The sequence below is a fragment of the Limosilactobacillus reuteri subsp. reuteri genome, assembly GCF_000016825.1.
Taxonomy (GTDB): Bacteria; Bacillota; Bacilli; order Lactobacillales; family Lactobacillaceae; genus Limosilactobacillus; species Limosilactobacillus reuteri.
The window spans coordinates 317,501-332,530 of the sequence record NC_009513.1 but is presented as its reverse complement, the minus strand read 5'-3'; the positions used below and the strand labels follow the sequence as shown (position 1 = coordinate 332,530).

General features: G+C 38.6%; 13 protein-coding genes and 3 tRNA genes. All 16 read right to left on the bottom strand.

The window, feature by feature from the left end; translation table 11 throughout:
- Nucleotides 1-58: 58 nt before the first annotated feature.
- Nucleotides 59-886: an NAD(+) synthase gene (gene nadE, locus LREU_RS01495; RefSeq protein WP_003667309.1), complete on the bottom strand. Its 828-nt coding sequence runs from the start codon at nucleotides 884-886 to the stop codon at nucleotides 59-61.
- 12 nt (nucleotides 887-898) lie between these two features.
- Nucleotides 899-2,365 (bottom strand): nicotinate phosphoribosyltransferase, encoded by a 1,467-nt coding sequence (locus tag LREU_RS01490; RefSeq protein ID WP_003667307.1) that lies wholly within the window; start codon nucleotides 2,363-2,365, stop codon nucleotides 899-901.
- Between the two features lie 61 nt (nucleotides 2,366-2,426).
- Nucleotides 2,427-3,128 (bottom strand): GntR family transcriptional regulator, encoded by a 702-nt coding sequence (locus LREU_RS01485; RefSeq protein WP_003666262.1) that lies wholly within the window; start codon nucleotides 3,126-3,128, stop codon nucleotides 2,427-2,429.
- A 165-nt stretch (nucleotides 3,129-3,293) separates the two neighbouring features.
- On the bottom strand, nucleotides 3,294-4,004 hold the full coding sequence (locus LREU_RS01480; protein WP_003667304.1) for an aspartate/glutamate racemase family protein: 711 nt from the start codon (nucleotides 4,002-4,004) through the stop codon (nucleotides 3,294-3,296).
- Nucleotides 4,005-4,036: 32 nt separating this feature from the next.
- A complete protein-coding gene (locus LREU_RS01475; protein WP_011953392.1) occupies nucleotides 4,037-5,686 on the bottom strand; it encodes an aspartate-alanine antiporter-like transporter in 1,650 nt (549 codons plus the stop codon).
- A gap of 90 nt (nucleotides 5,687-5,776) precedes the next feature.
- Nucleotides 5,777-7,177 (bottom strand): MFS transporter, encoded by a 1,401-nt coding sequence (locus LREU_RS01470; protein ID WP_003667300.1) that lies wholly within the window; start codon nucleotides 7,175-7,177, stop codon nucleotides 5,777-5,779.
- Nucleotides 7,178-7,294: 117 nt separating this feature from the next.
- Nucleotides 7,295-7,939: a hypothetical protein gene (locus LREU_RS01465; RefSeq protein WP_003667298.1), complete on the bottom strand. Its 645-nt coding sequence runs from the start codon at nucleotides 7,937-7,939 to the stop codon at nucleotides 7,295-7,297.
- A 93-nt stretch (nucleotides 7,940-8,032) separates the two neighbouring features.
- Nucleotides 8,033-8,104, bottom strand: a tRNA-Gln gene (locus LREU_RS01460).
- Between the two features lie 10 nt (nucleotides 8,105-8,114).
- A tRNA-Tyr gene (locus LREU_RS01455) sits at nucleotides 8,115-8,197 on the bottom strand.
- Between the two features lie 100 nt (nucleotides 8,198-8,297).
- Nucleotides 8,298-9,128 carry a metallophosphoesterase gene (locus LREU_RS01450; protein WP_003667296.1) on the bottom strand — a complete coding sequence of 277 codons (831 nt, stop codon included), beginning with the start codon at nucleotides 9,126-9,128 and terminating at the stop codon, nucleotides 8,298-8,300.
- A gap of 56 nt (nucleotides 9,129-9,184) precedes the next feature.
- Complete coding sequence (locus tag LREU_RS01445) at nucleotides 9,185-10,684, bottom strand: peptide MFS transporter (protein WP_003667295.1); 1,500 nt, start codon at nucleotides 10,682-10,684, stop codon at nucleotides 9,185-9,187.
- Nucleotides 10,685-10,896: 212 nt separating this feature from the next.
- Nucleotides 10,897-11,595, bottom strand: a complete 699-nt coding sequence (locus LREU_RS01440; RefSeq protein WP_011953391.1) for a lipocalin/fatty acid-binding family protein — start codon at nucleotides 11,593-11,595, stop codon at nucleotides 10,897-10,899.
- 202 nt (nucleotides 11,596-11,797) lie between these two features.
- A tRNA-Asn gene (locus LREU_RS01435) sits at nucleotides 11,798-11,870 on the bottom strand.
- Between the two features lie 780 nt (nucleotides 11,871-12,650).
- Nucleotides 12,651-14,195, bottom strand: coding sequence for an IS66 family transposase (tnpC, locus tag LREU_RS01430; protein ID WP_003667292.1), 1,545 nt, complete (start codon nucleotides 14,193-14,195; stop codon nucleotides 12,651-12,653).
- 70 nt (nucleotides 14,196-14,265) lie between these two features.
- Nucleotides 14,266-14,622 (bottom strand): IS66 family insertion sequence element accessory protein TnpB, encoded by a 357-nt coding sequence (gene tnpB / locus LREU_RS01425; RefSeq protein ID WP_003667289.1) that lies wholly within the window; start codon nucleotides 14,620-14,622, stop codon nucleotides 14,266-14,268.
- Nucleotides 14,612-14,800 carry a hypothetical protein gene (locus LREU_RS01420; RefSeq protein ID WP_003667271.1) on the bottom strand — a complete coding sequence of 63 codons (189 nt, stop codon included), beginning with the start codon at nucleotides 14,798-14,800 and terminating at the stop codon, nucleotides 14,612-14,614. Before LREU_RS01420 ends, tnpB begins: the two co-directional genes overlap by 11 nt.
- Nucleotides 14,801-15,030 lie beyond the last annotated feature (230 nt).

The following is a 15,030-nucleotide window of genomic DNA, read 5'->3' as shown; positions in this document are numbered from 1 at the left end:
CTCCTTAAAACTAGTAAAGAGACTGAGTTGATTCCCAGCCTCCCATTTTATTATCAATTTACTTCCACCAAGTATCATATGGAGCAATCGGTAAGTGACGCTTATGTTGAGTTCGCCGATACCAGCTTTCAATTTTTTCGGCAGCTGCTGGCGAAACTTCACGACCTTCTAAGTAGTCATCAATTTCATCATAGCGAACACCAAGCGCTTCTTCATCGGGACGCATTGGTTTGTCTTCTTCCAAGTCTGCGGTTGGTGTTTTATCATAAAGCTTTGCTGGTGCTCCTAAGTATTGTAATAAGGCCTTTCCCTGTCGCTTATCCAATCCAGAAAGTGGCGTAATATCTGCACCGCCATCCCCAAACTTAGTGTAAAAACCAGTTACTGCTTCAGCGGCGTGGTCTGTTCCCACTACAGCTCCTTTGTTTTCTCCACCAATAGCATATTGGACAATCATTCGTTCTCGGGCTTTAATGTTTCCCTTACTAAAATCGCTAATTGGCGTGCCTGCTTCGTTTAAGGATGCTACCATCGCATCAGTAGCCGCCTTAATATTAACCCGCATTATTTTATCAGGTTTAATAAAGTCATTAATTGCAAACATTGCATCTGACTCATCAGCTTGCTCACCATATGGCAACCGGACTGCGATAAATTGGTATTCATTGTCGCCAGTCTCTTCCCGCAGCTTTTCGACTGCCAATTGTGAAAGCCGCCCCGCCAAACTTGAATCTTGGCCACCAGAAATTCCTAATACTAAGGCCTTCATCTTAGTGGTTTGGAGAAAATCACAGATGAACTGAACACGTTTAGTTACTTCTGCTTGGGGATCAATTTGCGAGTTAACGCCTAATGCATTAATTATTTCTTCTTGATACTTTCGCACTACAGATTACCTCTACTTACTCAATGATTTAACATATTCATGAACTTGGTGAATTAATTTAAGTTTATTATCATAGCATTTCTGTGATAAATCGACTGGGTATACTTCTGGGTTTAAATCGCGTTTATATTCATCCCATAAAGCATTTAAGCTATCGAAACGGTGTTGACGGCTCTCCTCTAAGGTCGGTTCATCATAAACATACTTACCATCTTGCCAGATTGGCTTTAGCATTGGCCGGGCAGTAAAATCTTCCACGTCTTTTTGCTGGAGTGGGAAGTTAGGATTGAACATATTGAGTGACTTTTCATTACGAGGATCCTCATCAACTAATGTAATATAATCCCCTTCACTCTTGCCGTCTCCACGATCGTTAATCCGCCATACTTGTTTTTTGCCGGGAGTTGACATTTTACCAACATTATTAGAGATCTTAATCGTATCAACAAGTTGGCCATCTTCATCTTCAATAGCGACTAATTTGTATACGGCCCCTAAAGTTGGTTGGTCATAGGCAGTAATTAGCTTAGTCCCGATTCCCCATGTATCAATCTTCGCCCCTTGCATTTGCAAGTTTTGAATTGTCTTTTCATCTAAGCCATTAGATGCGATGATTTTTGCGTCTGGGAAACCAGCATCATCCAACATTTTGCGTACTTTTTTAGATAGGTAGGCCATATCACCACTGTCAATGCGGACACCGATAAAGTTAATTTTATCGCCAAATTCCTTAGCAACCTTAATTGCATTAGGAACCCCACTCTTTAAGGTATCAAAAGTATCCACAAGAAAGACACAATTATGATGAGTTTCTGCATATGCTTTAAATGCGTCATAATCATTCATGTATACCTGCACAAGAGCATGGGCATGGGTTCCTGAAATCGGGATACCAAATAATTTACCTGCACGGACGTTACTTGTAGCATCGAAGCCACCAATATATGCTGCTCGCGTTCCCCACAAAGCCGCATCCAGTTCCTGTGCCCGGCGTGAGCCAAATTCCATTACAGTTTGGTTACCGACAATCGACTTAATCCGTGAAGCCTTTGTCGCAATCATAATCTGATAATTAAGAATATTTAAAATTGCCGTTTCAATCAATTGGCCCTCAATAATCGGCGCATCAACCTGAATAATAGGCTCATGGTTAAATACCAGATCTCCTTCTTCAAAGCTGTTGATTGAACCCGTAAATTTAAAGTTACGTAAATATTCTAGAAAGTCATCATCAAATTGATTCGTAGACTTTAAGTATTCAATGTCGCTATCAGTAAAATGTAATTGTTTTACATAGCGAATAATGTGATCTAACCCGGCAAAAACAGCGTACCCATTATTAAATGGCATTTTACGGAAGAAGGCCTCAAAGACAGCACGGCGGTTACCCATTCCTTTTTTCCAGTAGGTCTGCATCATACTCAATTCATACGCATCAGTATGCAGGGTAAGGCTATCATCCGGATAATCAAATTTCATTAGTATAATTCCTCTCAAAAGTAATATCGTTAATCAGTATTGTAACATGGATTTGTCTTGATTACTTTTCAAAGACAAATTCAAACCGTGATCCAACATATTGAGTGTGGACATATTCAAAAGGACGACCATCTTGCAAGTAAGATAGTTGGGTCATTCGCAAGAGCGCATCTCCACGTTTAATCTGCAAGTAATTAGCAATCTTTTCCGTCGCCTTCGTTGCTGAAATATGCTGGGTTGCATGACCAGGATAAAGGTTCGCCTTTTTTTCTAACGTCCGATAAAAAGATGTGGTAATTTCTTCTTTGCTAAATTTTTGAACGAGGTTAGCAGGAACGGTTGCGATTTCATAACAAATTGGCACATCATTTCCATAACGAACCCGTTCCATTCGTAAAACCTGTTCATCTGGGGCTAACTTTAGCTTTTCAACCTCTGTTTGCGAAGGGATCGTCAAGTGGTAAGAAATTGTCTTACTAGCAGCTTTCTTCCCTGTCGCGTGCATTAATTCAGTAAAGCTCGTTATTCCTGACATCTTTTCTTGGACTTTGCGATTAGCGACAAAAGTTCCAGAGCCAACTCTTCGTTCAAGAATTCCTTCATCAACTAATGCTTGAATTGCTTGCCGCAAAGTCATTCGACTGACGCCAAAATCATTAGCGAGTTCGCGTTCAGCGGGAATTTTATCGCCAACTTTCCACTCACCATCTTCAATGTTTTGTCTTAACTGATTGTGAATTTGAATATAAACAGGTGAACTCATTTTCTTTCCTCCTTACGCCATTGTTTGCTAAACATTGCGCATGTGTATATTTTACACCATTCCCAAAAATCTAGACCAATTTCTTAAAATATCGGCAAAAAATTAATAAAAATTAGAGACCGTTGGAACTATTCCCCTTCCCCGGTCTCTAATTTTTAATTTTTATTATTTTTGGCGTAATTTCAATGCGCGTTCAAGGGAGCGATCAACAATAATTGATTGTGAATCGGCAACAGGGTACTTAGTTTCAGGGTCCATCTCTTCTGCAAAAGATAATTCAGTACAACCCAAAACTACTACATCTACTCCTTGTTCTTCAATCATTTTCCGTACTAGCTCATGATACTTCTTGCCATCAGAATGACCAGCCTCTTTGATATCATGGTAAATCAAGTCTTCTGTCATATCGGCAATCTCAGGAGTTGGCTTGATAAGCTCATACCCAGCCTTCTCAATATAAGGATCATATAAGTTAGCTGCCAAAGTTCCCTTAGTGGCTAATAGGCCAACCCGCTTTGCATCCGGCTTAATCTTCTTGATCTCGTTAACCGTTTCTTGCAGCATGTTGAGAATCGGAATCTCCGTTGCTGCCTGTAACTTATCAAAAGAGTAATGGGCTGTATTACAAATTAAAACAAAGAATGCAGGATTCAAAAGACTTTGCTGTTTAATATCTTCAATCAGGGCCTCATTAGGATCTGGTTGACTATGATCGAGAATCCATGTAGTACGATCAGGAACGGTTGCATGGTTAACAACTAAATAGTTTAAGTAATCTTGATCACAATGAATTGGCGTTCTTTTATCTAACAGACGTACATAACTCTCTGTTGCCAGCGTCCCCATTCCACCTAAAATTGTAAAAAATTGTTGCATTATAATTTTGCACGCCCTTTCTAAGCGATAAATTATGATAGTAGCGCCACAAAAATCGGCCCTAGTAATGTAATTCCAATATTACCAACTACAAACGCCGGAGTAAAGGCAGCCGCATAATATGCGCCACCTTCCGGACCTGCTTTTTGCGAAATCTCATTCATTGCCGCTGCGATCGTTCCCGAACCTGTCATTGCTCCAATTAAAGCAAGAGGTTCCATTTTCAATACATAGCGTCCAAAGAACATCGTTAGCAAATGTGGCATTATTGAAATCATCGCCCCAATAAATAAGACCCCGATACCTAACGACTTAATTGCACTTGTAAATGCTTGAGCTGATTGTAAACCAACTGTCCCCACAAAAAGCGTTAGTCCAAAACTCTGAAGAAAGCTGGTTACCGTTACAGGGATGGATTTACGGTCACGGTGACGTTCAATCCACGAACTCAAGATTAGTCCCATGATCAAAGCCGCCGTTCCATTCCCTAGTTGCAACGGAATACTATTTAATTTTAGCCCGATAATTCCTAAAAGGGAAGCACAACCGATTCCTAAAGAGAATAAAGAATAATTCATTGCTGTATCTGCAGCTTTCCAACGTCCCATCTTTTTTAAGATTGCCTTGGTTCGCGATGTATTCCCAGTCAATGAAATCACATCCCCTGGTCGCAACTGGTTAATCAATTGTTGATTTCCACTGATTGGGTCTTGAATATTCACAAAAACCCCGTGTTGACGCAGAAGAGCTAATTCACTCGGTTTAAAGTTTTTCCCCAGAACAAAAGCTCGTTCACGCGGCGCATTGGTTGGCGTCAATACTTCTGTTAAACCTGGCACTCGCATTAACCGATCGAAATGAACGGCGTAACCAATAACAGTTAGCAAGTCGCCAACCTGCAATTGATATTCAAGGTGGTCAGTCATTTTGCCATCATGAAAAGCAGCTAACCCAATAATCCGGTAATTAGACCGCCGATTAAATTCCTCAAGCGTTTTGCCGACAAGCGGTGAATCATCTGCAATGCGATATGTTCGTCGCCACGTTGGGTTCGGGTTTTTAGCATGAAAGTGATAATGTTCAGCCATTTTAGGACCCTGTTCAGCAATTGAAATCCCCAAAATTTTAGGTGCTAGGTCACGTAAAAAGATAATTACCCCTAACGTCCCAAAAACGTATGTTAAAGCATAAGCAACCGGGAGCTGCGCCTCATAAGTTGCCCTAACGCTTTGACTAACTGGCAATGATCCAATCGTTTGCAACGAACTGGCCACGGTAGCTGACTGGGTGAGGGCCCCGGAAATAACTCCAGCAGCGATCCCCGGGCCAATCTTAAAGGCAGAAAAAAGACTCCACCCAACTAAGAACGCAACAACCATCCAGAAAATACTAGCGATTAAAATGCGAACCCCAAATAATTTCAAACTAACTAATAACTGGGGTCCGATCCGATAACCAACAGAGAACATGAAGGCGCCAAAGAAAATCGTTCCCAACATTTCATCCCGGGGGAAACTCCCAATCTGCCCCACGATTAAGGTCACAATTAACGTTCCCACCGTTGCTCCAATATTAAATTTACCCGCAATTTTATAGTTTCCAATCAAAAAGCCAATTGCAAGACAAATAAACAGCGTAAAAACCTGATTGCTCACCATAAAGTGAACGATAGAATGTATCATTTTAACTTATAGTCACTTTCTTTAAAAACCTGTAATAACTTGTATTAATCAAGCCACATTATTACATTCTTGTCAGGCTAATTCAACCACTTATTGAGAAATACTTTCCTTCTTTTGTTGCATGCGATAATTAGTAACCATTGTTAATAAAGTAACGATTGCTAAAACGCCCAATAAGATAAAATCAAATCGTCCTCCGGCGTACGTACGTCCCATCAGTGAACCGCTGTTGCTCATTTGGAATAAAGCAATTGTGGAGGCCAGAAGACTAGTTCCCAGTGAGCCGGCAAATTGTTGGACCATATTAAAGATTGAGTTTACATCGGGGGCATTTTGCGGTTGAACTAACATTGAGGCATTGGAAATCGTATTAGAAAAGGCAAAGTTAAATCCAATTCGCAAAATAACAAAGAAGATCGTTATTAGTAATGGCGTTAAATGACGTTGGAAAATACTGAAGCAACTTGTCCCAATAACCAAAAGAGTTCCCCCAGAAATAACTGGCGTAGCAAAACCATAACGATCAGCCAAAGTTCCAGCAAATGGCGAGATAAAAGCACCGATTAATGACCCGGGAAATAAAATAAGACCCGCGACAATTGCCGAAGAGTGCAAAACATATTGAACGTAAATAGGAATAACAAGCGAAATTCCAATATTAATAAACTGTAAATTAAAATAAGTGACAGTTGATAGCCGTAATGGGACAACCTTAAACACCCTTAAGTCAAACAATTCTGATTTACCATGATTATTGATATAGATAAAGGCGCTAAAGAAAATAATTGCTACCAATAATAAAAGCCAAAACTGCTTTCCAAATCCTTGTTTCCCAATTGAAGAAACTGCACTAATTATACTAATAAGGGCAATTGCCAGTGTAATTAAGCTTCCATAACTAAATGCTTTATCATTTCCAAGCGGTTTATTACGAATAAAAAGTTGACCGCATACAAGACTAATCAAAACAATTGGTAGTAAAATCCAAAAGATCATCCGCCATGATAGCATTTCTGAAACGACCCCACCATATGTTGGTCCCAACGCTGGCGCAAACGAAATAACCATTGCAGCCATTCCGGTCATCATGCCAATTCTTTCACGCGGAATCTCCGTAAAAATTAAATGGAACATAATTGGCGTTGCTAACCCAGTAGCAATTGCTTGAATCAATCTCCCCGTTAACAAAATAGGAAAGTTACCAGTCAAAGCACACATCAAGTCACCAATAATGAAAAATGATACTGCAAATAAGTGCAAACAGCGTGCTTGATACTGGCGTAATAGATAGGCAGTCGTCCCCATCGTAATTGTTACCATCAATAAATAACCAGTTGTAATCCACTGAATAACATCGAGCGATACATTAAACTGAGCAGATAATTCTGGATATGTGACGTTCATCGATGTTTCATTCAAAATTCCGATAAACGTTAGTAATGCAAGGGAACCAATTGCGAGATAAATACGTGAATAGTTTTTTTCTGCCATTGCTTTCCGCTTCCTCCTTCAAATCAAAATAAAAAGAGCCACGGTGATAAAAACTCCACCACAGCTCTGCAATAACGATTTAATTCTACCAAGGAAGCAGAACGAAAGTCAACGTTATTATTTTTCTGCTAATTTCTTTAACCAGTCTTTTGTTTCTTCATCTAGTTCAGGAGCGATTTCAAATTTAAATGGCGCCAGTAACAACCGCACTTTTTCCCATTCAATCGTTTGATCATGATAGATCGTTGTTAGCATCATTGTCACCATCTGATCTTTCTTATTTTGATCCACTCCTGGCTGATTAATAAACGTAATTGCAGTAATCTTTTTTGCCAATAATTTTGCAATTAACGTCTCCATTTCCTGGGTTGTGACTGGGTGCTTAATTCGTAGACGTTTTTCTAACGGGACTGCAGGAAGTTCTTTTTGTAAAAACTTTTGAAGCAAATCCCACTCTCCCAAAATTTCTAGATAGAATTGCCAAGGTACCCGGGCATTAAGACTCGCTAGTAAATTTGGAATGATTGTCTGTAAATCTCCATCATTTTCTTGTAAAGAATCACCAATTTCAATCAAGAACCGTTGAACAGTTTCTCGAGCCCCGGATCCAACCCTCTTCTTAGCTGTTAAAGCAAAGCGAACCACTAAGAAATCTGTTAACTGTTCATCATCAATGGTCGCACCAGTCGCATTGCGTTTCACTTTAAAATCATTTATTTGTTTAGTTCGCATGCTTTTTGCAAAATGACCTTGTTTAGGCATTGGCTGTCATTCCTTTTTTCATATAGCTTAATAAAATTTTGAACTAGAAAAGGCTAAGAAAAACAGATGTTTTTCTTAGCCTTTCAATAACAGTTGGGCTAGCTGGATTCGAACCAGCGCATGACGGTACCAAAAACCGTTGCCTTACCGCTTGGCTATAGCCCAATAATAAAGATGGAGGAGGGTGGATTCGAACCGCCGAACCCGAAGGAACGGTTTTACAGACCGTCGCGTTTAACCAGACTTCGCTACTCCTCCAAGAAGTTGCTTGATTAAATATTTCGTATCAATCAACGTTTATTATAATACCTAATTTCCAACCTCATTGCAAGTGTTTTTTCTTATTTTTTTGAAAAAACTAGATTTTTTTAGTATAAAGGTGGCTAATCCATTGATCTAATAGGCTTTTCCCCTTCCAGTCCTCACTATTTTTGCGTCTTACGCCAACTGCTTGATTACGGTATTCAATATTTCCAACGGTAATTAATGGTTGAGCATAATGAAGATGCCCATAGAAAACTGCTTTTACTTCCAGGAATCTAGCTAGTAACGCTCCTAAGTGTTTACTGCCCAACATCGCTGTCGTCATCTCCCACATCCGTTGTCGCCGTGCAGACTCAATAAGTGGATGCGGGAGAGCTTCTCTAATTGGTGCGAAGTGGGTCATAAAGATAACCTGTTTTTGTTGATTGTGAGCCTGTTTTAGGGCTTCTTCAACTTGGTGTAAGACAATCGCCATTCGTTCTGGATCATTCATTGGCTGCATAATTGGACGATCCACCCAATATGCCCGCTTCCATTTTGCGACCTCTTTTACATTACTTTCATACATTGAAAACGAATAATCATACCAACCATTGTTACCGATAATCCGCCAGTTTGTTTGGGGAATATCGATAAATCGGTTATGAAAATATAGATCATCATCTAAATTTTCTAATTGCTCATAAGTGACCCCTTTTAACATATCATGGTTACCGGCAAGATAATGGACCTTTGTGGTAGGTAATTGCGATTGTAGTTCCGCAAAACAAGCGCTGGTTTGCTCAAAATCATTAAAGGCATCCCCCACAAAAAAGTAATGGTCAATTTCTTGACGGGTTAAATAATGTGCCTGTTGAGTAATAATTTCTGCAACATCAGCATGATTTAAATCTAAATGAAGGTCACTGCTTACTGCGATTTTCATAACTCACCTCATAAAAAAAGAGACCAAGAATTATTCTCGATCTCTTAATATAATTTTTAGTCTACACCATCCATTAAGCCATGAATCTTCTTAACGAATAAGCAAAGGATCAATCCGAAGACGATACTTACTGCCCCGATAATTAAGAAGTATGGAACTTCTGTAGCTGATGAGTAGTACTTAACAACTTGGGCGTTAACCGCTTGTCCAGCAGCATCCGCCAAGAACCACATACTCATCATTTGAGACTTAAATGCTTTTGGTGCAAGTTTAGTAGTTACTGAAAGACCAATTGGTGAAATCAACATTTCGGCGATTTCAACGATGAACCATGAACCAACTAACCAGAATGGGCTAACCCGTCCGGCGGTTGTACCGTGAATCATTGCTGGAAGTGCCATCCAAACATATGAAAGACCTGCAATTACTAACCCAGCAGCAAACTTACCAGGAGCACTTGGTTGTTTTTTCCAGTGATCCCAAAGTGCAACGAAGAATGGTGTTAAGATCATAATAAATAATGGGTTCAATGTCTGGAAGTTAGCAGCAGCAAAGTGCCAGCCACCAATGTGTAAAACAGTCCGTTGTTCAGCAAAGAGGGCTAAAACAACTGAACCTGATTCTTCAATTGCCCAGAAGATAGCAGCAGCAATGAAAAGTGGAATGTAAGCAACAACCCGTGACTTTTCATCTTTTGTAACCTTCTTGGAATTCAACATCATTACAAAGTAGTAGATTGGTAAAGCAATAGCAATAACCGTAATGATCGTAATGATATTATTGATGTTTAATTGACCCATTGCCGCAAGCAATCCAAGAATGATCACTAATGCAACAACACCAACAATTGACCAAATAATTACTGGACGTAAACTTTCCTTATCGATCGGATCATCAGGATACAAGCTATCTTTTGAAAGATACTTCCGACCGTCAACTACATATTGTACTAACCCAAAGAACATTCCGATAGCAGCTAGTGAGAAACCAGCGTGGAAGTTCATTTCACCATGGAAAAGGTTTAAGCCAAAACCATTAGCAGCCCAAGGAACAGCCCAAGGAGCAACAGCGGCCCCTAAGTTAATCCCGAAGACAAACATACTAAAACCAGAGTCTCGACGACGATCTTCAGGACTGTATAAGCCCCCAACCATTTCTGAAACATTTGGCTTCAATAACCCGGTACCAATAACAATCAAAGCGATTGATACATAAAGTGCTGACACACCAAATGGTAATGACAGAGCGATATGTCCAAACATAATAAGGACACCACCGATGAAAACCGTTCGCCGCGATCCCCATACACGGTCAGATAACCATCCCCCGACAACACTGGCCAGGTAAACTAATGAACCATAAATTGACATAATTGATGCTGCGGTAGCTTGGTCCATGCCCAAACCACCCTTGGTAACAGCGTAGTACATATAGAATAGAAGGATAGCCCGCATTCCGTAGTAACTAAACCGTTCCCACATTTCAGTGAAGAACAATGTCGACAATCCACGCGGTTGTCCAAAGAAGGAGGTATCCAAATTCTTTTGTTTACTCATACAATTCCTCCAAATAATTTCACTTTTCAATTAGCACAATGTTAATTGAATACGTATTCTAAACATTAAAAAACTTTAACAATAAAATTCAGAATAGTACTATTATAAACGTGTTTCAAAACATCGTCAATTGAAAAATAAGTTTTTGATGAGAACGCAACCGCATGTATGAGCTATAATTGTTTATTTTATTAAGTTTGTCGCTAAGATTATTAATTAGATGAAGTATCTCCGTCAATAACTGGACGTGGGTAAACTTTTCCATTTCGAACAATGGCATATTCAGTTCCATTATCATCAACAAAGGCCCACCCCTCATCTGGCTCAGATAGGTCAGTCGTAGCCTTCAAATTATCAATCTTGCTGGTGTCTTTGTGGTGGTCACTCGCCCATTTCTTAAGTGCTGCACGGGCATGAGTCGATGATTCCTTAGAATGAGTATCCTTAGTTGTAGAACTGTTGTTTTTCGCATGTTGTTCTTTTAAGAAATTATCAACGTCAAAGTCCCCGTGAACTCGCTTAAATGACTGATTAGGCCACTCATCGTTACCTACAAGGCTCAAATTATCTTCATTTAGCCGCGCATCAATCGGTGTATCATAATTACTATCATTTAAGTTAATGATGTAATTATTCTTTTCCTTTTTCCAGGTTAATTGATCATGAATATCAGCCTGCGTCGGATTTGCCATTACATATGTCCCAGTTCCATCTGAATTAAGGGTAATAGCAGCTCCATCGGCATCATCACGATATGAGCCCACAATATGTGACTCCTCTTTTTTTGCTGATGAGACTTGGGCACTGCTCTTGCTACTGTTGGAACTCGTGCTAGAACTACTACAGCCACTTGTACATAGCCCAATTGCAATTATGCTGGTTGCAACAAGGATTGCTTTACTAAATCGCATTATAAATACCTCCATTCTCCTAAACTACATATGAAACTAGTTACAGTTTTAGTATATTCTCATGTTAAAACTTCTACAATTTTTTTGATATAAAAATTAATAATCTATCGTTAAAAACTGGAGATATACAATTTAGACTATTAAAAAGATATTTAGAAGGCGTAAAAAAAGATGCTAGCCAAACAGCTAACATCTTTATCGACTCCGGCAGTCAGACTCGAACTGACGACAACCTGATTAACAGTCAGGTGCTCTACCAACTGAGCTATGCCGGAATAACTCAACGGATATAATTATATATTATCTCCTTATACCCGTCAAGCTAATTTAAAATTTGTCTAGAAATATTTTCAAGTAGGAGTTTATTCATTTTCTACTCTACTTAATCATAAGAGAATAACATAAAAGGTAGGTGCTGATTTTTTAACTGAAATTAAGTTTCAATGAATCGCATGCGCTTTTAGCTCGATCCGCTTAGCAACTCTACTATATAATCATATAATTTTATTTCTCGCCTTGAGCGTGGTGGTTCAAATGATGTTAATTCAACTACCCTTTTAAGATTGGCAACTGCTCTTGGTACATCTATTCTAAAACAGAGTATTTGAGTAAAATAATATTAAAGCTTCTTGAAACCAAATAGCAAATCATCTTTTTGTTTTTTACTTGATAATGCTTATTATTAGACTGATTGTTTTTCACTCTCTTTTTCTTATTTTTGTAATTAAATTCGCTGTTTTTGTTGTACTTCCTAACTTGATCGCGTAATTATCGTCTTAGCATCTTTACGTGGGCTGGCTTCATTAACGGAATTAGATCATTTTCCCTGTTCGATATACAAAAAAGTGACTTGTTAGTACGGTTTTATCATTTGTTTTTACTGCATTAATCAATATCAGTAAATGAACATGGAGTTTTCCACTATCACACAATTTAAAACCAAAATGTTGATATATCAATGGTCAGAACCTTCTCTAAAGTAAGCAGTCAGTAACATTACGGATTGAAAAAATTGGGATCATGAGCTACCGAAAATGGTAATTCATGACCCCGTTTTATTTATGGCATTCTGCTTGAATTTCTTTTGACCATGGCAAATAAGCCTCAAGTCCTGCGTCCTTGCGGTTTGGTAAGTAATCAAAAAGATACTTAAAGTATTTGTAGATATTTAAATGGTTCTGGTTTGCAGTTGCCACCAAAGTATAGAAAATGGCATTTGCCTGAGCTCCAGCAGAGCTTTTCGCAAATAAGCTATTCTTTCGAATAAGAGTTGATGGACGAATCGCTTGTTCAACCGGATTATTCGTTAACGGCACTCGACCATCTTCAAATATTTGATATACTCGCTTTCTTAGTTTCAAAGCATTATTAATGGCAGCTTTCAACCGTCCTTGAGGAAAACTGATATTTTCTAAATAAGTATATAACTTATCCATCAAAGGCTTCACGTGCAACCGACGTTGCACTAGTTTTTCCTTATGATTGGAATATGTTAATTGTTTCTCTTCATGAAAGATCGGTCGCATTAGCTGTAAAACTCGGTATGCTTTGGAGTTCTTCAATTGCTCCTTATTCAATAAACATGTAATGTGATAAAATTCACGTCGAATATGAACTAAACATGACCCAAATTTTGCCTGGGGATATAATCGATCACTATATCCACCATAACCGTCACACATAATAATTCCACGATATTGATGACCGATAATTTGACCAATGGTTTTACCCGCGCGGGTATTATAGTAATGAAACATGATAATTTGATGCTTACTGAATTCTTTTGTTGATCGCGTTACCCAAAAGTAGCCAGTTTCATTAGGCTCATCAATTACCTTGAATGGAGTTTCATCCATATGAATTACCGATTCTTTTCTGATTAATTCCTGTAAATAATCATACAACGGTTCAAGGTAGGTTTGACTAACCTTAATAATGTTAGTCGCCAATAATCGAGCATCAACTCGTAAGCCGACGGCTTGCCAAAACTTAATTTGACGATGAAACGGTAAAGCAAGATTAAACTTCAACTCTGCTACTTTAGCTAAAATAGTACTCGAAAAGTAACTATGGGGTAAAAGACTCTGTGGCATCTTACTACTGACAAGTACATCGCTACCATTAGAATTAATACACTCATTACATTTATAAGTTTCTTGAATCAAATTCACACAATATAATTCAGCTGGTTTTAACCGTGCTTCTCTACTATATACATGTTGACCCACTTTTTTCATTAGTTGATGACAGTGTGGGCAGTTAGTATCTTTTAATGGAATAACTTCTTCAACCTGTGGTAAACCATCTAAAAAAGTGGTCCGCTGACCAGATTGTTTTGCTTTCCGGTGACGCACCACTTGCTTTATTTTCTTTTCAGTCACTTCCGTGACTGAAATATCAGGATCTTGAAGTTGATCCATTTCTTGCTCACTAAATAAGGATTGTTGTCCATCAACGACGGGCTCCATTACTTCAGTTTTTTTCCCAAATATTTGGTTCTTTTGAAGTTTGATAATAGCTGTTAATTGAGCAATCTTTTCATTGGCCATAGCTAATTGCTGTTTAAGTTCTTTGATTTGTTCTTCCGCTGTTTGCTTCATGGTACGTCACCTCCTTTGAATTATTCTTTGGTAATTATATCAAAGAATTCTTCTTTTAAATAGAGGTAACTCAATAAAAACTTCCCAGTCGAACAGCTTGAATTTTACGAATTGGTAATGGGTTCAGTCCTTGCAATAACCAGTCGAGCTGTTGAGCAGATAATTCTTTGGCTTCATTACTGTTTCTCGGCCAACTAAGGTGGCCATTTTCAAACCGTTTATAGAGCATAATAAAGCCCTCGCCATCCCAAAACAATCCTTTAAACCGATCATTACGTCCGCCGCAAAATAAGAAAAGCGAATTATTATATAATTCTAATCCATAGTTCTCAGCGATTACCATTGCGAGCCCATCAACACCTTTTCGCATGTCTGTTTTTCCACAGACTAAATAGATATGATCTGGGTCATGCCAATTAACGAGCATAACGAATAACCACTTTAACGATATCCGAAGCTAAAACAGAATTAGTCCCCTTGAAAATCGTTAATTCGACTTCATTCACATTAATTTTTACGGCAGGGCGTGCCGTAAAAGAACGCTTTTGTAAATTACTTGGCTTGTTTTTGAAAACTGGGGTAATAATTTCATTTTGTTCTGTCATACATAAAAATCTCCTTACTGATGATAGTCTCAGTATAGGAGATCCAGGGTAGCTAGTGCTAGACGTACTGTTATTGACTGCTTACTCTCTAAATGTGTATTATTTTTGTGTGGTTAAAATTGTGTTTAGAATAATAATTCATAAAACTTCGGAACAATTCACTTAACTTCTTAAGCATACAAAAAAGCCCACATAATAAGCTTTATCGGCTTAATCTGTAGACTTCTAAT

Coding starts and splice junctions, on each gene's coding strand:
- LREU_RS01490 (WP_003667307.1), bottom strand. CDS start 2,365: ATGAAATTTGATTATCCGGATGATAGCCTTACCCTGCATACTGATGCG.
- LREU_RS01485 (WP_003666262.1), bottom strand. CDS start 3,128: ATGAGTTCACCTGTTTATATTCAAATTCACAATCAGTTAAGACAAAAC.
- LREU_RS01480 (WP_003667304.1), bottom strand. CDS start 4,004: ATGCAACAATTTTTTACAATTTTAGGTGGAATGGGGACGCTGGCAACA.
- LREU_RS01475 (WP_011953392.1), bottom strand. CDS start 5,686: ATGATACATTCTATCGTTCACTTTATGGTGAGCAATCAGGTTTTTACG.
- LREU_RS01470 (WP_003667300.1), bottom strand. CDS start 7,177: ATGGCAGAAAAAAACTATTCACGTATTTATCTCGCAATTGGTTCCCTT.
- LREU_RS01465 (WP_003667298.1), bottom strand. CDS start 7,939: ATGCCTAAACAAGGTCATTTTGCAAAAAGCATGCGAACTAAACAAATA.
- LREU_RS01450 (WP_003667296.1), bottom strand. CDS start 9,128: ATGAAAATCGCAGTAAGCAGTGACCTTCATTTAGATTTAAATCATGCT.
- LREU_RS01445 (WP_003667295.1), bottom strand. CDS start 10,684: ATGAGTAAACAAAAGAATTTGGATACCTCCTTCTTTGGACAACCGCGT.
- LREU_RS01440 (WP_011953391.1), bottom strand. CDS start 11,595: ATGCGATTTAGTAAAGCAATCCTTGTTGCAACCAGCATAATTGCAATT.
- tnpC (WP_003667292.1), bottom strand. CDS start 14,195: ATGAAGCAAACAGCGGAAGAACAAATCAAAGAACTTAAACAGCAATTA.
- tnpB (WP_003667289.1), bottom strand. CDS start 14,622: ATGCTCGTTAATTGGCATGACCCAGATCATATCTATTTAGTCTGTGGA.
- LREU_RS01420 (WP_003667271.1), bottom strand. CDS start 14,800: ATGACAGAACAAAATGAAATTATTACCCCAGTTTTCAAAAACAAGCCA.